The organism is Paenibacillus sp. NPDC058367, assembly GCF_042723305.1.
In the GTDB taxonomy this organism is placed as follows: Bacteria; Bacillota; Bacilli; order Paenibacillales; family Paenibacillaceae; genus Paenibacillus_AQ.
Genome location: NZ_JBHXIZ010000002.1, coordinates 899,975 through 922,732, shown reverse-complemented (window position 1 = coordinate 922,732; position 22,758 = coordinate 899,975). Strand labels below are relative to the sequence as shown.

Below are 22,758 nucleotides of genomic sequence, written 5' to 3'. Positions count from 1 at the left end.
CTACCCTCCCCCAAACGGCACTTCAAACCCACAAATTGGGAAGTCTACTCCATGCGAGTACCCAGTACCTTTTATATTAATGACCTGCGTCGGAACTGCTGAACTCAATACTGCTCGACGAATATGAACCGGACGCACGTATTCAAAATCAGCCTGTAGACCTGCCATGTTAAACGGTTGAACTAAGGAAAATTCAAAATGGATCTCTTTTGCTAAAAAATCCTCTGAAACACTTATCAACTTACCATGCTGATTCCCCAGTTCTCGCAGCAGAGGAAGCTTAAAAGGACGATCGCCCCAGCGCTTTCGGCGTATCGCCTCTCTACGCTCATCATCACTTCCCTCTTGAGTCTTCCGGAAGTACATCCATTCCCAGATCCACAACGCCCAGGTTGATCTCCTGAGGATAAACTGATTACTCAGATCGTCTATCGTCTGCAGGCGATCATCCATTTCTTTCTCAAAAACTGAAAAATGCCGGTCTGCCATATCGATCTCATACCAATACGGCGGCAGCATTTCCCGATATCTAAGCGGGATCATAACAAAACCACTTCCACTCTCAAAACAGATGACAACGGAAGAACAATATCCTCTACATCACCATTAAGGGTTAGATTCTCGTAATCCTCTACGCCAGGTAGCAGTAGTAAGGCAGCCACATAATTGTATATTAGTTTGGACCGTCCGCTTGCGTAATCCAATACACGTTGCTGAATGGTTGCTGCCAGCACAGTAAGATCTGTACCGCTAGACGTTAGCAAACGTGTCTCTAAACGTACATTAAAGACCGGAGCCGGATGTACCAATAAGTCATGCCCAGCGATCCGCCGCTCCTCCCACATCCATGCTTTGACCGTCTCAGCAAATTCCTCAGTAATTGGCTGTCCGTCCAGGTCGGTCAAGTAAAGATCAACGGAATTGTCATGCCGTTCTTTTTCACGGGCAATGGCTCCACCCACACCTGCCATCTCAGTGGCCCAGGTTTCATAATCTTTGCGACGTCCGCTCCCAATTTCGGTAGCAGCACGTTCAAGCATACGCAAGCGAAATGTATCATCACTCTCACCTTCCTTGCGCGTAAGACCTGCAGCCCATCCGTGACCATCGAGATACTCAGAGTCCGCCCAGATGGGAAAGCCCTGAAGGAATCCATAAGTCCATAGCATTTGCTGTTCGGCAAGCTCTAACGCAAGAGGGTACCACAAATCATAAAAGTACTCCCCTTCTCCTGTTGGCGGCGGTGGTAACCCTCGTTCAAGCGCCAGGGCAATGGCACGGTTCACCCAACGTTGATAGATTTCCTCTGGCTCTTCTTCTAGGATAGGCATGTAGGGGAGTGACGGTAAATCACTCAGTTTAATGGTCATACACTAATCGCCTCCTCCAGTTCCACTTGACCCGCTAAGCCAGTTATCAATATTCTAAGATGCATCTCCTGTCCTTCTCGCATCATCGATCGCACCTCAGCATGCACAATCTCGGTATGAGCAGTCAAAGCTTCCTCCATATCTCGTTTGATCTCTACATCTTCCCAAGTGGACCACTCGGATCTCTCCACGCCAACTTCTTCCCCATACAAGACATAACGAAAGCGTTCTGTATTAAGGATTTTGAGTGCTGTCTGAACTAAGTACTCAGCATAAGAACCTGTCTTCTTCGGGTGGCCATCTTCAGTGAGTACGGCACGCCGGTTACGGTAATCGATCATGTAAGTCCATTTTGTAGCCGATACAACCGATTCTGTAAGCTCAACTTCTCCAATGTCTGATATGTCCAATTCAGGAAACAAACTATCCGCCACTGCTTCCCACATCCTTTCCGAGCACATAATACCGCTGGCTCGTCATGCGAGAAACAATAAGCTGATCTCCAACCTTCAGGGGGCTGGGAATCGTTAGGACACCAGTTAACTTTGAAACCTCAAGTTGCTCAACCTCAAAAACTGCATCGATACGACGTTCCTGCAGATATTCTGCAAAGACCAGTTTATATGCAGGATAAGGTTCTGGATCACCCTCTACCTGAATTTTCGGATTAGCTGGCCAACTCAATAATGTCGCTCGTTCGGTATCTCGAGCGTCTATATGACCTTTCGTCTTTTCCTTCAACAAATTCAATGCGTCATTCAGCAACGTTACTCCCTCCTTTCCAGCTCAAGCTTCACAGTGTACAACCCATCTTTAAAACTGCTCTCAGCGGACTCTACAATCCACTTGGAGGTATGGTCCGTTTTGATCAACACCATCCAGCCAGCCCGAAGCCCTGTCAGCGTGTGGTCTTCATGCTTTACAGTAATTTTCTTAATCTGCTTAGCCTGCGACAAAGCCTTCAGGCGCTGCGTTGCGATCGTGGCCGGGTCCTCATCTTCCTCAACCTCGATGATCTCTTCCATTCGACCCATGGCTTGAACTGCACCGGCTGCCATCTTCGTTACTGATGAAGCAAGCTTATCGTCCTTATACTTCTGTGCGGTGACGACCGTATAAGTCTCCTCAATGCTATAACCAACGGTGCTGGCTTCCATCTGTTCTGGAATAAAGACCGGAACAAGAGTGTTCGTTCCTTCCCGAACCACCTGCAGGTAGAAACTAGTATCTGTCCGGACTACATCTACATGATAACGGTAGCCGCTCCGCTCATATGCCTTTTGCAACACATCCAAGATAACTTCTGAATGGAACATCGTGCCATAGCGTTCATCCAGGTTAAACCCTAACGAAGGACAACGAAAATCAATTCCAGTAGTCTTGATATAACGCTGAAGTTCTGCACCGGCCTCGCCCTTCAGGTATGGTCGTGTGCCTTTGTTCTTCGCTAAATACCAGCTCATCTCCCGAGCTTCAACCTCCCATTCATCTGTGAACTCATTTTGTTCATACTTGATGATGGGTCCATGGAAGAACTGATTCTTGTGATGAAGCACTCCCATTCCTTTCAGCCGCGATGAAAAGCACATCAGCATACCGGCTACCTTTAGATCAGCAGCGTTACGAAGTCGAACAGTTGCGCTACGTGCGATTTCATCTCGTGCTGAAGACCAGGACAATTCAACTGTCGCATCCGTCAACAGCTGTCGATTACTCTCCTTTCCGTAAAGAATCGCAAAGTTGTCCATTTTAATCCCACCCTTTATTTAACACTAGAGTTCTTGTCCAGAATTCGTTCCTTTTGAGCCAAATAATCAAAGTTTCCCTTTTTATTGTTGGCGGCTGTTTTTGCTTCGGCTTTCTTCTGCTTATCGCTCTTCTTAGTTTTATTTTTACTATCTGTTTTCCCCGTAGTATTAGGTCGACTTTTGGATGACTTGGTTATGATTACACCAGGCTTTAAGAGTTGCTTTGTATTGGAGTACGACACGATTTTAACTGGGTTAAACTCGACAAAACTAAATGTGATATGCAGATTCGCCTGGCCATCCTTATAAGTGGCCTCGAAACTCTCAAACCACATGGTTTGCGAAAAGAGCGATTCAAAGTTAATAACAACCGGCTTGAGCTTCCATTCCTCCATCAGCTTCCAAGCCTGTTCAGGAGACTGGTAAGCGACCGTCTCTTTTCCAGTCTCCCAAAGCTCTTCCCAAGCTCGTGGGAAGATCACAGAAAAAGAGACCCTCTTCAGCTTCGAAGTGAGTCTCTTACTTGTCTTCTCTTCACCCGTGATTACTACAAAGGAATCTATCTCATTGCTGCTAGTGATCTGAATCTCTGCCGGTGTAATTGGAAATGTGAAGCGATTCTTATCACGTATCATGGTCAGCATGATTTATCCCCCACTTTCCAGAGCATTGTACAACTCTTCGCCGAAAACCTTACGGAACAATGCTCTACCCTGAGGACTGGTCAGCATCTTCGCAAATTCTGCAAAGTTGGTAATCCCCTTCGCCAGTTCGCCAAAATCGATGTTGATGTTCTCGATCACGATGTCGCGGATTGCTGCAGGCGCCTGCGCTAGTGTCTTCGCTACCGGGATGCTGGACGATCTCATACCTACCGCGCCACCATCTGCATAGGGTCTAACACCAAGAAGGCTACCTGCTTGCTCCCATAATGCCCTCCCTCGTTTACTCCGCTGCCTCGAAAGTGGGATGATCATTTCCGGTCCAGCTTCACCGACCAGTCCCATATGTGGAGCGCTAATCAACCCACCATCGGCATACTTCTTCTTGCGCTTTTTCCGACGGCCAAAAAATCCAGAAATGCCATCATACATTTTCGTGGCCAGCTTCTCACCGCCGATTGTTCCTAACAGCCCCCCGATTGCACCGCCGACGGCGGTACCGACACCAGGCATCAAGAAAGTCCCAAGCATTGCACCCGTTGCAGCACCACCTAATATCCCTCCACCAATTCCACCGGCTACTTTAGCAGTCTGTCGCCCGCGATTTCCTTTGCCAGCAAAGAGAATATCCCAAGCATCCATGGCGTAGCCAACAGGTCGAACCACTTTGCCAAGTAGTTTCGTACTTCTGGCAAAGGTCTTCATCTTGGCAGCCTGCCTGCGCAGCTGATGACCAGTTGCTCGTATCTTATAAGCATCTGTGAGACTACTGGCTTTACTCATCGCCTTGGTGTAACGCTTCAGACCTTGCCTTTTCACCATCTCAAGAGATCCGTGAATCCCTTCGGCATATCCAGCTCCGTAACCTATATTATCGTTGTTATCATCAATGTAGGCTTTAGCCTTGTAAGCTTGAGTTCGGAAAGGCTGCGCACCAACAATCCCTCCGTTTGCGTAAGCCCGAACGCCCAACATTGCTCCCGCACGTTCCCACAGTTCCACCCCGCGTTGCCGGCGCCCTGCAGAGAGAGGAATAATGGCCTCCGGTCCAGCTTCACCAACCAACCCGATATGAGGTCGAGTAATAATATCGCCGTTCGCATAAGCGGCACCACCACTGGAATTGGGAAGACTCGAGGTAACAAAAGATTTCGCCGCACCTGCTCCAGTCAGGGTGTTCAGAATACCCATAGCACCGATTGCTGTCGACTTAAGTTCAGGGAATTTACTCTGCATCCCCTTGGAAATCCTCGTAATAATGGTACTGCCCCAGCTTTCACTCTGACTCGTAACTGTTTGTATCGATAGCAGCTGCTGCTTCGTCTCATCCGTCGCCGTCTTTACTGCGGTCCCGATTCCGAGCATACTCGCTCCCGCTGCACTAGCACCCTGAACAATTCCAGCTGTGCTGGTCTTCGTTGTTACACCCAACTGTTGAGTCTGTCCAGCTGTTTTCTGTGCAGCTGCTCCAACAGCCTGCACATTTTGCTGAGCATTGCCCGATTCTGTGCTTTTCCACGCGCCAACAAATGTATTCTTAATCTTATCGACCGTTTCTTTTACACCGCTCTCGTTAACAGCACTGGTCAATGCGGTCTTTAATCCATCCTTGGCGACATTAGCCCGGAAAGCGTTGAAGGTCTCCTGTAATCGTTTTTCTCGTTCCGGTGTCAAGTTACCAAAGGTGACCTTAGCTTCAGGCGCTACTTTAGCGGTAACTGCAGGCTCTTCCTTCTTCTTTCCTTTACCTGTAATCCAATCACCGATCGAATAGATACCATCTACTGCCTTTTTCGTCCATCCAGCATTATCAGCCAACGAACCGAGCTTTTCTCCAACCCAGCCACCAGCTGCAGCACCAGCAGCGGTACCGAATGGACCAGCTAACGAACCAACAACACCGCCCAGGATTCCCCCTGCTGTACCTCCGACCAATGATCCACCTTTAGATGATACTCCAGCTTTAAACCCGTCGTCTCTTGATGCTTGATACAGGTCATAGCCTGTCATGCCAATACCCGCCACAGTACCTGCAATCCCTAATGCTTTTACGGCTTTGGTCCCACCTTTAGCGAATCCCTTTAACAGCCCTCGTCTCGCAGGTATATCCGAGACATCCGAGATGATATCCGGAACAGCAGACGTCCCCCGAAGCCGAGCAGTATTACGATAGGTAACTCGTCCTCTTCTTGCAGAAACGTCTGGAATTGAATCAACATCAGGAATATTAGTAGTTCGAGTGCCTCGACGCGCTCTGATTGAGCCACCTGTACCGCTGCCGCCTGTCGTTATTCGGGAGGTCGAACCCGCAGCGCCCGCGCGCCCGCGCCGGGTTAACCTACCTCCTGTTCGACTGCCCTGCCCACCAATAGAGCTTCCTAAACCTCCAGCTTCACTTAGGTAGACCACACTGGCATTAACAGTCATGCAAGATAAAGAGCTCAGACCACCACCTAAACCGCCGGTTGATCCAGTAGTACCACGTCTGAGTGTAAATCGTTTTCGTGAAGAGCTACCGACTTCTTCTATTGGTAATGAGTCAGAACTGGTTGATCTTCTTCCAAAAAGCCCACGTATGTCAGAGGCTACATCTTTACTTTTTTGGTATCCCTTATAAACCTTATTGGCAGCAATGGTTCCTATCAGCAATCCAATACCGACATTGATTTCATCAAAGAACTTTCCGTACAAGTCAGTCGCAGTTGTAACCACTTTTACAATCCCGGAACCAAATGTTTGGATTTGATCTTTGTTTTCCGTGATCAGAGTATTAAATTCTTTGAGTGCTGGAAGAACTGCTGTTGAAAGATTTGCTCCCAGCTCCTGCAGTTGCTGATCGATCTGCGCGCGCGTTTGAATGATATCCTGCATTGGATTAGCGTCCTGTTGAGCTTGAACCATTCTTTCCGTTGTTCCCGCAATCCCAGAAGGTGCAGGTTGAAACGGTATCTTGAAGGTTTTAAGCACAGCGTTTCCGTTATCTTCAGCTGTTGCCGATCCAAGAGATACTAGAGAAGCCTTCAACTCACTCTGTGACTGACTTGCCAAATCAGCAACTAGGGCCATCAGTGCTCCCTTTGCACGTTGCTCTTCGCCAGAGTTAATGTCACTAGTAAATGAGGCAGCTTGCTTTGCTGCGTCGTTCTTACCAGCTCCGCGCAGAGTGAAATACTTCTCCATGTCCCCCGCATCGAGAGCCTTCACGCCGAATGTCTCTTTGATAAAATCGGCAGGCTTATCGAAATTGAAGGCTCCCTCCTTCACGCTCTGTGTCAAGAAGTTGGCCATTTGACCAGAGTTTGCACCGGTGTTTTTGAAATAACCGCTGTACTCCCAAAATGTGTCGAACAGATCTTTCTGTCGATCTCCCACTTTTTCATAGGCATATATCATGCTGTCAGTTACAGAAGCATAAGTTTCACCGAACGTGTCAGCTGACTGCGCCAGTGCGCGATTGATCTCTTCGAACCCTGCATCTGGCAGGAGATATTTCATCATTGCTGAAGCTCTCAGAAACTCGCTAGTTTGCGATTTATCCCGGACTAGTGGGCCAATATCTGCTAATTGTCTGGCCCCTTCCGTCTGAGAAGAGATAATACCCTGAGCATTTAGATCTTTCACAGTCTGAAGACCTTGATCACGTGCAGCTGTAGGCAATAAGGCCGCGCTTCGGGAAGCTTCAGAATAGTAATCCATGACATTCCCGAATAATGCGTCCTTGATTCCACCACCTAGCACTAGAGCACCTGCAGTTGTCGCAATCGTTGTAATCTTGGAAGATATACCATCAAGGACTGGGCTCAATTCATCTTGAGCACGTATATGCACACGAGAATCACTCATTCCGCGAATCTCTGAATCTGCACGAGATGCCGATCTGCGCAGATCGTCAGCACCGGAGCGAGCTCTCCTGAAAATATCATCAATGTTCGCTCGTCCTAATCGCCTAGTTTCGTCTGCAGCATCATTGATCCGACTACCTAAATCATCCGCTGCGCTTCGGGATCGTCGAAGATCAGATACAAGGTTTTCCCCCATCTGTCCAGATGCTCTACGAAAATCTAGTAAATCATTATTCGCCCCAAGAATGGCCTTTCGCATATTCTGGACAGCACCGGAAATAAGATCCCGTGCTTCGAACGGGACCGTCACTTTTGTTGTTGCTGCTATGGTTGTTCACCCCCATCCTGCCTATTTCTTATTAGCCAGGCGTTTGGCTTCTTCTTCAGCAATCATCCCCGCGGCAAGACAGAAATAATACTGCCGCTGTTTATCCACCTCATAAGGTAGGATTTCAGCCGGCAGCCGCTTCTGGTTAATCCAAAAGGATGCTACCCAGCTTGCTTCTCCGTCTTGCTTGATGAGTTTTTTGCTTCTTTCATAAGTTCGTCCTTTGTTTCTTGGAAATTACGCACAGCTTTGCTAAGCTCCGAATAATCAGCAGGATTGTCTAGAATACGCGGTGGCAGCTCATATTTACTGGTGCAATTGAAGGCGAGTAGTAAATCTTTATTGTTCCAATCAAATTCATGTTCGGTTGCCTTAACGATCATGACGTCGATCTCGTTATAGGAATCTTTCGGATCACCATTTTCCTCATAGGCCAGTTCATAGGCTCGGCGTACCTCAATAGTGGTCAGGCGGCGCACAAACCATTCTTCTCCGTCTGCCTGCACAGTAATGGTATCGTCTTTACGACCTGATTTGCCTTTGGATAGGTATTTTACTAATTTATCGCTCATAGTGATTTTTCCTCCAATTTTTTTATCGATATGAAATAAAGAAAAAGAGACGGTTACCCGTCCCTATGCCATATAATCCGGAAACTGTTCAATAAAATCAAAATCATTCGCCGTACCAGAAAGCGTGATATCGATGCCATTGTTGTCGTCAATCTTGGCAACCAGCAAATCCATTTCATCATGAATATGCACACCGCTGATCATTACCCGTTCTACGTTGCCAGTCTGCATGTCCTCAAGAGAGCCTGTGATCCGGTCTAGGAACATCGTCTTACCTGACTTGAAATCAGCCAAGAGCCTGTAACGAAGAGAGGACTCCAGTTTTGACATAACCAGCTTTACGGTGATCTCATACCCGACAATCTGTTTCGTCTTAGACATCTTCCGCGCACGGATAATATCCAATGTCTCTGGCTTCAGAATAACCTCTACTTCTTTAATGGTCTGAATTGAGTCGCCATTGTCATCCTGCACGGATAAATTACGGCCAATAAGTTCGCGTTCCATCTATTACGCCACCTCCCAATCAATATTAAAGATTTCAATTGCATCGAGCGGTTTTGCCGACAAAGAGAAGTAAGCATAATCCATATCACTTTTCTTCGTTGGATGCTCAGTAAATGTAAACTCTGAGTCAATCGCCTTCTGTCCAGCACGAGTCTTCAGATAACTAACGACTGCTGCGATAAACAACCCCCGACCATCCTTATCATTGTCCAGCTTAGCCTTGTTTGCTTTACCAGCAGAGTAGATGTCGTTCAAAATTTGGTCAATCGTCATAGAAACCCGAATCTTGCCGAAGTCCTCTCGTTCCCCGGCACCAAGCGTGGTCAATGTGTTCACTGCCGACTCAATAATATAGTCGTAACCATCCCGGGTAGCCATCAGTGTGCCTTCGGCTAACCCCTTCAAAACTTCGCTATGACTCCAGTCCACCTTTGCCTCCGTCATTGGCACCTTAACACCCGTAAAGGATTTATTCGCAGGTGTTCCAGCGGCTAAACCAGCTACCCATGCCGCCCACTGCAGAGAAGTATAAGTCTTTCCGTTAGAATGTTCGCCAGCCAAAGAGCAATTGATGATAAAACGAGCATTAGCAGCGCGGCTACGCGTGTTATGAGCTTCAATATCATCATCAGACCCCGATGCTCCTGCAATGACCAGTTGTGCCAGCTTGCGAGCCTTGCTACGCCGATCTAGCAGCCATTGCTTTGCCGCTGCCTGCACTCCAGCTTCTGAGGATGGCAAGTACACGACATCAAATACCAGGCCATCAATCCGATTAAATATACCGCTCCAATTGGCTGCCGTAATCGCTGCAGTACCAGTAACTCCGCCAGCCAACTTTGTATAGGCAACATCAGCCAAAGCCGTTGAACCTGTGTCCTTGAAGCGCACCATGTTGGACTTTTTCAGAGCATTGATAGCTTCAGTTTTATCAGCAACCAAGAACGTCTCAGTATCATAGATACCTAGAGTATCCCGAATGACAATCTCTTTCTTTGTTGCATCTACCAGACTCGCCCGAATTAAGTACTCAAAATCATTTCCACGAGTACCTGGATAACGGGCCTCAATTGTGTAGCTGCTGGCCACTGCAACCGAAGCAGCTACCTCATTCCCATTCGTAACCCTATAACCCACTACCGTCGCGCCATTCTCTGCAGCCAGTTCCAACTCATCTACTCGTAGACCAGATTCCTTGAAGCGCTCGGACTGATCCGCCATATCCACTGCTTTATTCGGCAGTCCCCACTCCGCTTGATACGGTACCAAAACGCGGCCAGATACCGATAGGACACGAGACTTCGCAACCGCCTGCAGCTCCACATACGCACCTGGTCTATTCCGTTGTATCGACATTCACTGTTTCCTCCTTTTTTGTCAGTCCCAAATAGGCCTGCATCTTTTGAATAACTTCCTGCTGAGACAGCAGGGTATCTTCCTCACAATCAAAAAGAGCGCCGGCAATTTCAAAGCGTTCCCGCTTCAAAACCACTGCGCTCTCAATCCATTCCTGCTTTGTTCGCTTGTTCAGGATATCTGGAACAACATTAGTAGGCTGGTGAATCTGTTTTTTTAAGTTCATGATTCAGTAACTCCTCCCTTTTTCTGACCAAAAGAAATACCGCCTCTCCTTGGGCGGTAATTTCTAAGTACTATCAACCTTCATAAGGTAATGAACAGAGAAAGGTACAAAAGAAATACTATTGAACCTGATTGACTAAATCTATTAGGTCGGATTCATCTAGTTTATAAGTACCTAACTGGTCAAGATTTCCGTTGATATAATACGAAAATCTAGCCAAAAAACCATTCTCACTTTCCCACCAAATGGATTGTGTGGTCTCGTCCTCATCGTAATAGGCTTGTTTTCCATTTTTAAGTTCAATAGGTTCCTTGCCTTGTTCAGATACTTTCTCTGGTTTTTCAATATCCTTGCTCAATATGAACCTTATTTCTTGAGTGGTCTGTTTGTTTTTATAATGAAAAATAAATTGTTGGAGTACTTCTGGATTATCAATAGCTATCTCCGTATAAACCTCATTTACTTCAAATGGAAATCTAAACGGTTCATTAAAATTATAAAGTATTGATTTACTTCTTTCTTCGGTTTGATTTCCGACACTACATCCAGTAATTAGAATTAACAATATTAGAAAAACCAAAGAAATTCTCCTCATTCTCTCACCCCTTCTTTACATATTAACGAAAAAGGAAGAATTTCGTTACACATAATTTCCAGTTAGCTTAACAAAAATCAAACGTTAAGGTCAACTTGGTTCAATAAAAAAGTCATTAATCTTAGCCACTGGACTGCCGTTACTGTTCAAAAGCAACTTCGGCACGTGTAGAAGGTATGAATAACGGAAGGTAACCTCCATCCGGTCATTCATTGGCCGTGTACGCGGAGCCTCAACCACCATCATGATTCCAAAGCGCTGCGAAGCCACACAAAACCGCCGCTGGCGGAGGTAAAGGAAGAAGGGTGATAAATCTAGGGGAATAGGCTCCCCGTCTTCCTCTACCACACTACGGTCGATGTCGTAATGAAAGACTAACCCTACATCCTCAATGATTCGGTCTGCCCGCGGCGTGTGTGCTTTATCGGATACCAGATCCGTCTCGATAAACACGCTTGGAAGATCAAACTGCCCTGCCAGCCAAAGGGAACGATCTCGAAGAATCGGCAGCTCCGGGTATATCCGCTGCACGAGTTCTGCCCAGGCTTTTAATCCGACATCCATCATGACAGCATCCTCCCCAGCTCCTTCTCCAGACGCTTCATAATTAATGCATTCATGCCACCTTCCAGCTGTTGAACAGCAATATCAAAGTAATGTCGACCAATGAACGATCGTGGCTTAGCCATAAATCCACCCTTTGCCCTGGGATCATAGACAAATGTACCATTCGTTGCCCAATAACCTGGGACAAAGTGAGCCTTGTGGATGGTGTAACCATCATTAAGATGGCGCGCATAAGGAAGATTAGAACCGACTTCGATTGTAATAGAATTGCGGTCAACATCCCATTCCCAAATGTTATTGTCCTCTCCACGAGTAAAGGAGTTCCACATCAATCCAGTGTCAATCAGATCCTGTTTATCAATCTCATCGATGACCAGGTTCAAAAGTGTTTCGCCCACAGCCTCAGCAATGTGCTTAAGGACCTGACTAACCCCTTCGTCACTCAGCCTCTTAAATTTCTTCGCGAGTCCGTCAAAATCATGTATGTTCACTGCCTTTCACCTCGCATGTCACCAATAACTCACGCCAGTAACGGCGTGAGTTAGAGTCTATTACCAGATACTTACGTCCGAATAGTGACACTTCGTCGCTGATACGGACGTCTGCTGTCTTCGGAACCCCGATTGTCTTTTTCACAATGTATATGACAGGAGTGGAATCTGCCTTAGCATCAGTCTGCGTCTTAACAACGAAACAGTTCAGATCTGCGACCTTACCCGCCTTCCGATCACTGAACAGATTATCGGCATCCTGCTGGCGACCGACCCGGTATACCGCCAGCGGAGTATTCATGCGGTGATTCATAGCAAATAGACCGTGATGTTCCCATCATCCGGCCCGGACTGCTGCTTCTTGACCCACAGGAAGAGAATAGAGTCCACATCAGCATTTCCTGTGGTCTTCCCTTCCACTGCCTGCCGGGTATATGTCCAGGCACCATCACTCTCAGCTGAGTAGCCACGAGCGACGGAAGCAAGATATTCCTCACTGTCTTGTAGAGCCAGCGACTCCGCAAGCTTCACCCAGGCCAACATGAGCTGCTTGTCGACAACCTCAGGAAAAGCAACAGGCAAATATAGTTCAATTCGGGTCTGTGCATCATCAATGTATTGCTCCAGTAGAACATCTGCTGCCTCCTGTACTGCACTGACGCGGCTGCGGTTCTTAAGGAGTGTCGCTGTTAGCATCCGGCGCATCGCCGCCTTCCAGCGCCTTCAGGGCAGTGATCAGCTCCGGCTTCTTCAGGTCCGCAAAACCTTCAACGCCTGCTTTCTTCGCCTTGTCCTTCAGTTGGGGAACTGTCAGATCTTCCAGTGGGATGATCTTCTCCTCATTGACCTCAAAATCAGGATCATCCCGTAAGTGCTCCAGCACAGACTCATTTTCCACCAGCACCGGCACAGCAGGCACAAACCGAATGCTGTAAAACCGAAGTGAGGCGTTCTTGCCTCTGTAGGTCACGTATGGCATTAAAACTCCACCCCTTCCACGTAGGCCAGAGCTTGCGGCTCTTCAAAGATGGCATCAAAGTCGGAATGAATCGCATAGAAACGCTTATCAGTCCAGATTGCCTCCTTGCCTTCAGTCGTTTTCCGAATCTGCATGTCATAAGTATGGACCATTGTAAAGTTCGGCTGATATGTGAAGAGAATCGCTCCTTCCGGCATACTCCAAACCTCTTCAACATCGTAAGCGTTGACTTTCTTCGTGCCCCCCAAGATCTGCAATTGAATAGATGCGCTGGTGTCCTTCTCAGCCAACATTTGAAGTCGCTCGCTGAAGGTATTTGGATGCATGAAATATTTAAATACCCCACCAGCACGATAACGGGTTGGTATCGCACGTTCGACCTCAAACAAAATCCCTGTTTTCTCTTTAGCCGAAAGTGTCTTCCAATCTAAGTAATGACCAGTGGTGCGTGCCTTCTTCAACCAACCGTCATTTATGCTCAAAAACTCATAATCCGGGTCAGTGTTCAGAGTTGCCGTATCACCATTAAAGCCGATGTCCTGCATATTCTCACCGTAGTTGTTAGCCATAGCCCGCATGATGATATCCTCTGCGTTTTGGCCACGCACCCGCTGAGTCTGGCGAATAAATTCCTCAGTAATATCAAATGGAACAATTACTGGCTCCACTGAATATGGAATCTGTGGAAAGGTCAGACCAGGCGTGTTGGAAGCCATAATATTCTCTTTTTTACTACGCATATTCCGGCCACGTACACCGACTTTATCAATTGTTCCCTTTGAGCTTTTACGGTTCTCATGCCGAATGCCTTTCAAGAAACCGTTCGCCTCATACGCCATATCCGTGAAAGCTTCAACTTCCTCATAGTTCAAGGCATTTTGGTCCATTGGTGTAACGATGGTTGATTTACGAATGCTCGTACTAGCGATGTTACCGTTTGTTCTCATGATTTGCATTCCTCCTTCGAATTACAGGAAGCGTCCGAAACTAACGGCGCCTTCTGATTTGCTGATTTCTTCTTCATCACCTTGCGCGGAAGCACCGCGGCTATTCTTTACCAACTGCACGTCAGCTGCCAGCGTCTGCATCTGCTGACTCAGCGGTGCAAGAGCCTTGGCAATGGCGTCGGTAATTGCAGCCTCTTCTGTAGTCGCAGCCGGAGCAACACCGCCTGCAGGTTGGTCACCTTCGACGCTTTCTTCTTTCTTAAGCTCCGCAATCTCTGACGTCAGGCCTTCCACCTGCTTTGCGATCGGAGCCAGTGCGGCCGTTACAGCCTTGGCAATATCTTCAGCTTTCAAATCGTCATCCTCCTCGGACTCCTCTTCTACGGGAGCCGTTTTATTTTTCAATTCATTAAGCGCAGCAATCGCATCGTCCACATGTTTCAGGTTACCGGCAGAAATCTTCTTGCCAGCTTTCGCAATGGATTCAGGCGGCGCGCCGATAGCTTTCACGATATCCTCCTTGGTCAACACGTCCTCAGCAATGTCCACAAAATCCTGCAACGCCTCCCGAATGGTCTCCGCATCGGTTTCCATCCCGCTGTTATAACTGTCCCAATTAAAAAGAACCGAGTTGAGGGCATCTTGTGCAGCCCAAAATTCTCGGTTCTTCCGGTTCTTATGGTATTTGTCAGCGACCGCGCCCTTCTCGATCAAGCCCAGCGCTTTGGCTATTCGACTCAAGATTCCCTTGGATACCTCCGCTTCCTCCTCGATCTCTTCCCGCTTACCTACACCCCACATTGAAAATCCGGTTATCTCACCTTTCTTGATGTCTTCCCAAGTGTCGTCGTCAGTGACTTTCACAGCTGCCACCCAGGAGCCCTTCGAGATCTGCTGCTCACCAAGCGTCATGTCACAAGGAGCAATGTACGACTCAATGACAAAACCCTTATCGACTTCGAGATCATGCTGCTTGTCGATGTTATAGGTGTGCTGCTTCTCCATGAAAAGATGGGCTGCCTTCTCGATTTCAACTTCGTCCATTTGATCGTCATGAGCGTCCGCCACATCCGGCTGGTACACAACGCCTTTAACAATACGCTTATCGTCGTCAATCTTGGCAATCTGGACTTGCTTCTGGATGGAATTCTTCCCGGCATCCTTGATGATGGCAAACGGCACTCCGTTGGCCCCTTTATCTACCAGGGAGATATGCGTGATCTTAGCGTCTTTCAGTTTAAAGGTCATTTCTATTCTCACCTCCTTTCATCTGAGTTTTCATGGCGTCAAACATCGTAAAATAAATAATAGACTGACCCTAGAAATTGAAACAGCGACAGCAAAGGACGAGAAAATAATGTCCTAGACTGTCGCTGTTTCATTGAACTAACGTTCCCAGTTAGTTCAATATCATTTCAGAAAATAATCACAATTTACTAAACAAAATCACTGACAATATGAATCTATTTTATTTTTTTCATTATCACCCAAAATTTAAGACGAACAAAAAACGCTACTTGATTCACATTTTTTTAAATTATAGGAAACTTTGGAATAAACGAAACTGCCCGTTTGAGCTTAATATGATAGCTTATAAATGCGGTCTGTATCGGTATCAATGACAAAATCAACCCTAACATCATCTGAATATGGTTGTTTAGCCAAGGGGGAAACTTACCAATTATTCACCTCTTTTTCTTAATAATATTTTTTAGTCTAGCTAAAACAGGCTATAGTCCATCCCTAAAATAGACTACTCACGTACAATGAACCATCACTTTAGGGAGGTGTCATTATTGAGTTGTCCAGACGATAAAAAGTGTCATAAGAAAAAAGTCGCCACTGTATTTCCTTCGAAAAGAAAAAGAAAAGAACATCGTCGAAAAGTTATTAAGAAGATTGTAAAAGTCACCTGTCCTCCACCAGAAGTGAATGTTACTACTCCGACAGTCGTTGGTGCTACAGGACCGCAAGGGCTGCAAGGAGCACAAGGACTCCAAGGAATACAAGGGGCCCAAGGCGTTCCCGGAGCTCAAGGAGCACGAGGACTCCAAGGAGCTGAAGGACCTCAAGGACCTGCCGGTGGACCCGCAGGACCCCAAGGACCTCAAGGTCAACCTGGACCAGCGGGAGCAATGGGCTCACAGGGTATAGCGGGACCCGTTGGTCCTCAGGGTGCGCAAGGAGTGCCGGGTGCACAAGGAGCCGTAGGTCCTCAGGGACCGCAAGGTTTACCTGGTCCTGCAGGAGCAATAGGACCACAAGGTTTTGTAGGTGCAACCGGGGCGACTGGAGCACCTGGAGCTGGAGGAGCAACAGGAGCTGCAGGTGCAACAGGAGCTGGAGGAGCTGCAGGTGCAACAGGAGCTGCAGGTGCAACAGGTGCAACAGGAGCAACAGGAGCTGCAGGTGCAACAGGTGCAACAGGAGCTGGAGGAGCTGCAGGTGCAACAGGAGCAACAGGAGCTGGAGGAGCTGCAGGTGCAACAGGAGCAACAGGAGCAACAGGAGCAACAGGAGCTGGAGGATTAATTCCATTTTCAACGGGGATCATCCTTAGTGGTGCTACTGTAGTATCAGCTGCTCCAATTTTAATGGGTTTTGGTAATCACACGGTTGAAGTTATTGACGGTTCTGGAGAATCAACCATGCCACCCGAAGCAGGTGGTTTTGCTTTCCCAATTCCCTTTGCGGGTACCGTTCAAAATTTACAGATAAGTGTAGATCTATTGGTTGCTTCCGTGGTTTCTATAAATACTCTCGGTCTTCAATATGATTTTACAGTATTCCGCGCACCGTCAGTTCCTAATAATGGGATTGATCATAGTTCTTCACCTTACGTGACAACTCCGCTAACTAGTTCGGTTAGATTCGGATTTCCGAATAATATCATTACAGCCGGTACTTTCCGAACCGCAACGAATATAAATGTTGGGGGATCATTAGTAGTTGCTGCGGGTGATCGTATTGGCATTCGTGTACGGACGCTTTTGTCGACGGATCCCTCAGCAGCTGATATCACCCAACTCTCATTTAACGCCAGTCTATCCTATACTCCTTCTTAATATGCCTCCAGTATTGTAATTAGCCATTTGTTTCATGGGTAGTTACCAGAAAACATTTCTCGTCTATTAAACCCAATTACCGCCCTTAATAAAGACGAGGAGCAGCCGCTATGGCAACTGCTCCTCTTTCTGTTGAACTGATGGAGTACTGGCACTTTCCTAGCCAGTGCTATTCCGTGCTCACTTCTTTGTTAGGTATCAATTGAACAAATCTGCCCGTTAGCTTAAATGATCATCATCAGTCTATCACTCTATTTACTCAGTCTTCTATTCCTCATTCAAAATAATCCCTCCATTTTTTTGTAATTCATATTAACTAAAAGAAGATTAGTTGGGGAATTACCTTTTTCATTCCATTACAGATTGCATCGTACACCGGCAGCGGATAATTTCCTCGGCACGTCCAGATGGATCTCCGGGGAACATCAGCTTGCTTTTACCGACTTCAAAAGGCTTATCCAACGGTTGCACCTGGCCGTTTGCTTTACGGTGTGTCTTACGGGTCCTATCGCCCTTGGATGACCTCCACTTCTTACCAGTGACCACCTCAGATTGCTTCCAACCCTCCATCTTACCGCCGTTAGCCGCTGCCGTGCTCATAGTGCGAGAAATGGTAATGGCCCTTTCCATATTGAATGGACCAGCAGCACCTTTAGCGGCTACCGAACTGATCTCACGAACCAGCAGCGCCCGCTCGGAAGGTGTCTTCCCCTCCTTGATGGCTTTCTGGAAAGACCGGGTCATAACATCCGCACTGGTACCATTCATATCCGGAACAAGTTTCTGCAGGTTCTTGGCAAACCGTGATGCCGCCTTATGCTTCGTAGACCAGATCTTTTCAGTGTTCAGCACCGTCAGCTCCGATTCGCCAGCCAAATGGTACAGCGGAGTGAAAGCATCATACACCGCTTGCTCGAACTGGACTGTAAAGAGATCACCGCTTTGAACAGACAGCAGAACCTTCCCAAGCTCACCGATATCAATCAGCAACTCCTCGCTGAGTTCCAGAATCGCGTCATGCAATGCCTTCCCTTGCAGCTCAAGGATTTCAACTATTCGGGTTTCACCCTGCTTGTACAACTCTTCCAACACTTTACGCTCAGCATGTGTCAGCTCCAGGCTATCTAAGAACTCTGTATCGTCTGCTTTTGCGATCCGCTCCCAGCATTCCTTACACATGACCGACTACCTCGTCATGGCTCTGACGCAGCAGACGCTTAGCAATTGTGGATACCTGCTCCTGCAGATCGTTCACATCGGAGTCAGGTTTTGGCACAGTTAATGCAGGCTGACTATTAATTAGTTGAGCAATCGGTGTATCCAAATATTCATCAGTGTATTTTGACTCATCGACCGTTGTATCAAGCACCTCTTCAGCGATCGGGATTAAATCCCGGACCAGCATAATACCTTTATCTGCGATGAAGTCCAGCAGCGCCTTGCGGTCTTCCGGATCTATAATACGCGGTCCACGTAAAGTCGCCCGTACGCGAAAGATGCCCATGGCAGGGAATAAGCGTTTATTAAAGATCTCGTCCATGATCCACTTGCGGTACGGTTCAAAGACCTGTTCCTCTGCAAATCGCAGTGCAGCTTGCGCCGTTGCACGGTTGTAATCGGAACTCTGACCAACCAGGATTGGGGGCAATCGGAACGAGGATAGGATATCAGCTTTCTTGTCCTTCCCGTATTCCAAGAACAAAGCATCCTGTTGCAGCAGATCATTCAGTTTGTCCAGCTTAATAGATACCTTCTCGACTTTCTCATCTAGTGGTCCACCAGTCTCTTCCCCGATGGCTTCCAGATAAAGAATGCCTCCTTGGGACTGCGAACCTTTTACATTCTTCAGCAGCTCCATGGATTGCTTAGTCAGTCGACCGTTGGTCACCGTTAGCAGCATGGAGAGCATTCGACCATTGCTGAAATAAGAAACGTTGAGTTCCTCTGCTTCACGACTACCCACCACTCCTGGTGCATTCCCGAACCAGCGCGGCTCGCCGTAGGGTCCATCATTACCAAGTTTTAAGGGAATGATTTGATTTCCTTGACCCTCGGTTCCAAATGGACGAAACCACACCACGGACTGCCCTCTCTTCATGGCATACTTCCGGGCATAGATATCTTGGGAGAATTCCTCTACCTTCTTCGATGACCGGATCAGCCGCTTACGCTTGAACGTCACCTTATCCGTCTCCCGGGTACATCGAACGAATTTCGGATTGATTCGGTAGAGTGTCGGGAACTCACTGCCGGCAGGCCAGGCGACCTCCACATTTGCATTCCCGCTGCTCTCGATGTCCTCAATCAAGGAGCCGATAATTTCATCTGGCGTATCCTCTAGGTTACAAGTCTCAAAAAACTTGTCTGCCTTGTTCCACTCTTCCTGCGCGGTCTGATCACTCTCACCAGGGAGGTACTCCAAAGCAATACCATATCCAGCAATGTTTCGCTTGTATGCCTCGATGCACTGCGGAATGATGTTACTGTTCTTAACCAGAAGTTTGCAGGAGGCAGGGTCATTCCCTGGCGGGAATGGCAGCAGCCCGTGCTGATCATATAAGTTTTCAAAGCTATCCGGTAGCTGTGCACTCGATGGAATATGCCTGTCCTCTGCTTTTGATATTTGGAACCACTGTGCCTCGCCACTCATGCCTTACACCCACCCCACGTCATGATCAGATCGCTCCTCTCTCTCTTTTTTACGCTGCTTTACACGCTGCAACAGATAATCCGTATGGATACCATACCTGCGCGCGTCACAGGTATGGTCATTTTGTTTAATAGGCTTATCCTCACCGCGCTCGGCGGCTTTTTCATCCCATACGTAAGACACCAACTCCTGAAGGGAATTGTTGTTATCAGCACAGATATAAAGTTCATTATTCTGAAATCGGTTAGATACCGTCTGAATACCATCTAGTACAGTATTCACCGCAGCACGGATATTGTTGATCCCCCGCTTCTTCAGTTCAATAATAAAAGCCTTTGCTGATGGGTCGATGAAGATCGAATACTCATCGCCATCAAGAAAGGCTTCCAGATCATCCGCATATTCACCATTCGTTTTCTCACCCTTATGGCGGATATTGTGATAATACTCATCCAGCTCATAATAGACGTTCCCTCGGACCCCGTATTTTAGGAATGCTGTCGGGTTGTTAGCCCCATAGTCGATACAAATGAATTTACGATCAAACTTGGTCGGGAACCAGTCTCTGGCTTTCTTATGAACTGCATCATTAAACTTGGAGAAAATCACTCCCTCCGCCATAACCCAAAGCCCTAAGATGTACCGCTGATAGAAGATCCCGCTGTACATGCGACGGTACCGCTCCCGTACACGCTCAGAAAGTGAGAGATTATCCTCCATTGTGAAGTGTAGGTGCAGCGCGTGCTTCTTCTGTAGCTGGTCCACCCATTCCTTTTTGAACCAATGATACGGTCCTGCAGGGTTACAGTTGAACCAGAGCTTGGCACCATCTACAGAACAACGAGCAGTCGCTTGGTCAACGAAGGACTTCGGCATGAGCGCCACTTCATCAAAGAACATCCCGGCTAGCGTGATCCCTGCGATTAAATCCTGTGAGCTTTCATCTCGTCCACCAAATAAAAAGAACCGGTTGCTTATTAAGCCCCGGGTCACAGTCAAAACATTTTCAGATCGATTGTCATGAACGTGGTACCCACGGCTGGCCAGCATGCGTTTCAGTGGACCGACCACGTTACGTCGTAGCGCACCAATGGTCTTCCCTGACATGCCGAACTGTTCACCTCGGAAGGTGTCCATCCCCCAGGCGATAAAGGAGAATGACATGCAGACCGTCTTGCCGGCCCGGACGGAACCATCACAGATGATTGCGTCTTTATCGTGGTGTGGGCTTTCAGGTGTCCACCATGTCAGCACTTTAAGCTGCTTATTCGAGAAAGGGGACCACTTGAACGCCGCTGGTTTGAGTTTAAGCTTCGCCATCGTCGCTCCACACCCCCGCTGCCATGCCTTTCAGCGCATCGATAAAACCATCATCCTCAAAGGCTTCCTTACCTCCACCACCTCGCAACATTTGCAGCTCATACTCCATGGTTTCGATGCGGATACGCTTTTCGTCGTCGGTCAATCGATTTTTGAGTTCAATGGCCCGAATCTTCTTATCCTGGATGCGGGTCAAGGCCTCTTCCAGCTTTACGATGTCGTCTATCTTGCGGAAAACCTTCTCCTCGATCTTCGATTCCATCATTTCATTTCGACTGTGCGGGATCTTCTTTGTAATGCCGGTCTTCTCATCATGGATCTCCGCGACTTCCTTGATGGCCTTCATCTCATAGAGCACACTGCGCTCGGTCTCGGATAACCCATCCATCAGGGATTTGATCCGGTGCATCATGCGGCGCTCACGGATCGTTAAAAGGTAAAGAGATTCATTCGCTTGGATGATCGGGTCAGTGTCCACCTGATCGATGAGCTGCTGCTCGGTCTCGGTTAACGCATCAAACCAAATGGTTTCATGCTCGCCTGTGGTGACTGCCTTCTTGTTGCCAAGCGGCCCACCGGCACCACCGCTGTTTCCCTTAGCATTTTTATTACCAGGGGGAGCACCGCCTCGATTACCGACTGCGTTTCTGTTCCCTTTGGGAGCACCGCGATGTGGAACGTTCCCTTTCATTTCAATTGGAACGCTCCCTTTAGATACAGGTGGAACGCTCCCTTTGAGCTCATCTTCCCAGTTGTCCATCGTCTTCCATTTTCGCACTTTACTATCTGGAATAGAAAGAGCAGCGGCGATGTCCTTCAGCTTCATCGTCCCGCTGCTCACCAACCACATTTTTTTTGCCTTGTCCCGCTCAGGACTGCGTTCCCTAGCCATCCTACATGTCACCACCTCCGATTCACTTGAAAAAATAACCAAATTATGGTACAATGTTTTTATTGTTCGTTTTACTCGATTCCCGACTTCCTTGATTGCCAAGGAAGAGTCAATGGTGGCGTCTTAGCCAAAAAGTATTGGGGGGGGATGTTTATGAGAAATATCAAAAGCATCAGATTTAAAGGATTTGATCTTAGACTTCCGTTCTTTACTACAAAATTTGAAATGGATCGTTCAAATGCTAAGACATCGGGTAAAGCGAATAATCAACGTCACTCATATGAGTGACGTTTTTTATATCTCATCCTTCTGCAGCTCGATATCTATCTCAATCAGCTTCTTCAGATCATCAACCGTTTTAATCTCAATCCGACCGTCCTGGAAGTCCTTGACCCACTTTGCTATGCCGGCTTTAACAATTTTACGATACTGTGCCTTGCTTTCCAGGATTCCGGCCATGACTTCGAGCTCATGCTGCAATAAAATTTCATCTTGTGTTCCCATTTACGTACCCCTCGACTTTCCGTTATGATGGAATGCGAGACAGCGGATGACTGTGAATGCCACGCGTGGCGCGCCGCTGTCTCAGCCGGGGGATACCCTGGTTGTATGAGGGGGACGTTAGCGCGTCCTCCTTTTAT

The 22,758-nt window shown here is 47.6% G+C and carries 26 protein-coding genes; 2 read left to right on the top strand and 24 right to left on the bottom strand.

Annotation, left to right across the window (positions count from 1 at the left end; all coding sequences use genetic code 11):
- The 19 genes from ACFWMP_RS15215 to ACFWMP_RS15125 form a co-directional block, all read right to left on the bottom strand.
- Positions 1-543 (bottom strand): hypothetical protein, encoded by a 543-nt coding sequence (locus ACFWMP_RS15215; RefSeq protein WP_379424124.1) that lies wholly within the window; start codon positions 541-543, stop codon positions 1-3.
- A complete protein-coding gene (locus ACFWMP_RS15210; protein WP_379424123.1) occupies positions 540-1,370 on the bottom strand; it encodes a baseplate J/gp47 family protein in 831 nt (276 codons plus the stop codon). Before ACFWMP_RS15210 ends, ACFWMP_RS15215 begins: the two co-directional genes overlap by 4 nt.
- On the bottom strand, positions 1,367-1,804 hold the full coding sequence (locus tag ACFWMP_RS15205) for a contractile injection system sheath initiator (RefSeq protein WP_379424122.1): 438 nt from the start codon (positions 1,802-1,804) through the stop codon (positions 1,367-1,369). The genes ACFWMP_RS15210 and ACFWMP_RS15205 overlap by 4 nt, the downstream gene beginning before the upstream one ends.
- Positions 1,794-2,135 (bottom strand): hypothetical protein, encoded by a 342-nt coding sequence (locus tag ACFWMP_RS15200; RefSeq protein ID WP_379424121.1) that lies wholly within the window; start codon positions 2,133-2,135, stop codon positions 1,794-1,796. Before ACFWMP_RS15200 ends, ACFWMP_RS15205 begins: the two co-directional genes overlap by 11 nt.
- A gap of 2 nt (positions 2,136-2,137) precedes the next feature.
- Complete coding sequence (locus tag ACFWMP_RS15195) at positions 2,138-3,118, bottom strand: XkdQ/YqbQ family protein (RefSeq protein WP_379424120.1); 981 nt, start codon at positions 3,116-3,118, stop codon at positions 2,138-2,140.
- A 14-nt stretch (positions 3,119-3,132) separates the two neighbouring features.
- Positions 3,133-3,762: a hypothetical protein gene (locus ACFWMP_RS15190; protein WP_379424119.1), complete on the bottom strand. Its 630-nt coding sequence runs from the start codon at positions 3,760-3,762 to the stop codon at positions 3,133-3,135.
- 3 nt (positions 3,763-3,765) lie between these two features.
- Positions 3,766-7,932: a lysozyme family protein gene (locus ACFWMP_RS15185; RefSeq protein ID WP_379424118.1), complete on the bottom strand. Its 4,167-nt coding sequence runs from the start codon at positions 7,930-7,932 to the stop codon at positions 3,766-3,768.
- A 179-nt stretch (positions 7,933-8,111) separates the two neighbouring features.
- Positions 8,112-8,522 (bottom strand): hypothetical protein, encoded by a 411-nt coding sequence (locus ACFWMP_RS15180; protein WP_379424117.1) that lies wholly within the window; start codon positions 8,520-8,522, stop codon positions 8,112-8,114.
- A gap of 63 nt (positions 8,523-8,585) precedes the next feature.
- Positions 8,586-9,029 (bottom strand): phage tail tube protein, encoded by a 444-nt coding sequence (locus ACFWMP_RS15175; protein WP_379424116.1) that lies wholly within the window; start codon positions 9,027-9,029, stop codon positions 8,586-8,588.
- A gap of 3 nt (positions 9,030-9,032) precedes the next feature.
- A complete protein-coding gene (locus ACFWMP_RS15170) occupies positions 9,033-10,385 on the bottom strand; it encodes a phage tail sheath subtilisin-like domain-containing protein (RefSeq protein WP_379424115.1) in 1,353 nt (450 codons plus the stop codon).
- A complete protein-coding gene (locus ACFWMP_RS15165; RefSeq protein ID WP_379424114.1) occupies positions 10,366-10,611 on the bottom strand; it encodes a hypothetical protein in 246 nt (81 codons plus the stop codon). Before ACFWMP_RS15165 ends, ACFWMP_RS15170 begins: the two co-directional genes overlap by 20 nt.
- A 118-nt stretch (positions 10,612-10,729) precedes the next feature.
- On the bottom strand, positions 10,730-11,206 hold the full coding sequence (locus tag ACFWMP_RS15160; RefSeq protein ID WP_379424113.1) for a hypothetical protein: 477 nt from the start codon (positions 11,204-11,206) through the stop codon (positions 10,730-10,732).
- Between the two features lie 90 nt (positions 11,207-11,296).
- Positions 11,297-11,773 carry a hypothetical protein gene (locus ACFWMP_RS15155; RefSeq protein ID WP_379424112.1) on the bottom strand — a complete coding sequence of 159 codons (477 nt, stop codon included), beginning with the start codon at positions 11,771-11,773 and terminating at the stop codon, positions 11,297-11,299.
- Positions 11,770-12,264 carry an HK97 gp10 family phage protein gene (locus ACFWMP_RS15150; RefSeq protein WP_379424111.1) on the bottom strand — a complete coding sequence of 165 codons (495 nt, stop codon included), beginning with the start codon at positions 12,262-12,264 and terminating at the stop codon, positions 11,770-11,772. The genes ACFWMP_RS15155 and ACFWMP_RS15150 overlap by 4 nt, the downstream gene beginning before the upstream one ends.
- Positions 12,251-12,577, bottom strand: a complete 327-nt coding sequence (locus ACFWMP_RS15145; protein WP_379424110.1) for a hypothetical protein — start codon at positions 12,575-12,577, stop codon at positions 12,251-12,253. Before ACFWMP_RS15145 ends, ACFWMP_RS15150 begins: the two co-directional genes overlap by 14 nt.
- The gene (locus ACFWMP_RS15140) at positions 12,574-12,960 is read right to left on the bottom strand and encodes a DUF3199 family protein (RefSeq protein WP_379424109.1); all 387 of its coding nucleotides are present in this window, start codon (positions 12,958-12,960) and stop codon (positions 12,574-12,576) included. Before ACFWMP_RS15140 ends, ACFWMP_RS15145 begins: the two co-directional genes overlap by 4 nt.
- On the bottom strand, positions 12,938-13,243 hold the full coding sequence (locus tag ACFWMP_RS15135; RefSeq protein ID WP_379424108.1) for a Rho termination factor N-terminal domain-containing protein: 306 nt from the start codon (positions 13,241-13,243) through the stop codon (positions 12,938-12,940). The genes ACFWMP_RS15140 and ACFWMP_RS15135 overlap by 23 nt, the downstream gene beginning before the upstream one ends.
- Complete coding sequence (locus ACFWMP_RS15130; protein WP_379424107.1) at positions 13,243-14,190, bottom strand: major capsid protein; 948 nt, start codon at positions 14,188-14,190, stop codon at positions 13,243-13,245. Before ACFWMP_RS15130 ends, ACFWMP_RS15135 begins: the two co-directional genes overlap by 1 nt.
- Before the next feature lie 21 nt (positions 14,191-14,211).
- Positions 14,212-15,438: an XkdF-like putative serine protease domain-containing protein gene (locus ACFWMP_RS15125; RefSeq protein ID WP_379424106.1), complete on the bottom strand. Its 1,227-nt coding sequence runs from the start codon at positions 15,436-15,438 to the stop codon at positions 14,212-14,214.
- Positions 15,439-15,986: 548 nt separating this feature from the next.
- Here ACFWMP_RS15125 and ACFWMP_RS15120 point away from each other — a divergent pair.
- Entirely contained in the window at positions 15,987-17,255 is a 1,269-nt protein-coding gene (locus ACFWMP_RS15120) for a collagen-like protein (protein ID WP_379424105.1), read from the top strand.
- A 348-nt stretch (positions 17,256-17,603) separates the two neighbouring features.
- Here ACFWMP_RS15120 and ACFWMP_RS15115 read toward each other — a convergent pair whose 3' ends face one another.
- From ACFWMP_RS15115 to terS, 4 genes are read right to left on the bottom strand one after another with little or no spacing between them, the layout of a single operon-like run.
- Entirely contained in the window at positions 17,604-18,434 is an 831-nt protein-coding gene (locus ACFWMP_RS15115; RefSeq protein WP_379424104.1) for a phage minor head protein, read from the bottom strand.
- On the bottom strand, positions 18,427-19,905 hold the full coding sequence (locus ACFWMP_RS15110) for a phage portal protein (protein ID WP_379424103.1): 1,479 nt from the start codon (positions 19,903-19,905) through the stop codon (positions 18,427-18,429). Before ACFWMP_RS15110 ends, ACFWMP_RS15115 begins: the two co-directional genes overlap by 8 nt.
- Positions 19,906-19,908: 3 nt before the next feature.
- A complete protein-coding gene (locus tag ACFWMP_RS15105) occupies positions 19,909-21,225 on the bottom strand; it encodes a PBSX family phage terminase large subunit (RefSeq protein WP_379424102.1) in 1,317 nt (438 codons plus the stop codon).
- Positions 21,212-22,117 (bottom strand): phage terminase small subunit, encoded by a 906-nt coding sequence (terS, locus tag ACFWMP_RS15100; RefSeq protein WP_379424101.1) that lies wholly within the window; start codon positions 22,115-22,117, stop codon positions 21,212-21,214. Before terS ends, ACFWMP_RS15105 begins: the two co-directional genes overlap by 14 nt.
- 153 nt (positions 22,118-22,270) lie before the next feature.
- Between terS and ACFWMP_RS15095 the strand changes: the two genes are divergently transcribed.
- Complete coding sequence (locus ACFWMP_RS15095; RefSeq protein WP_379424100.1) at positions 22,271-22,405, top strand: hypothetical protein; 135 nt, start codon at positions 22,271-22,273, stop codon at positions 22,403-22,405.
- 6 nt (positions 22,406-22,411) lie between these two features.
- Here ACFWMP_RS15095 and ACFWMP_RS15090 read toward each other — a convergent pair whose 3' ends face one another.
- Positions 22,412-22,621 (bottom strand): hypothetical protein, encoded by a 210-nt coding sequence (locus ACFWMP_RS15090; protein ID WP_076219672.1) that lies wholly within the window; start codon positions 22,619-22,621, stop codon positions 22,412-22,414.
- Positions 22,622-22,758: the final 137 nt, after the last annotated feature.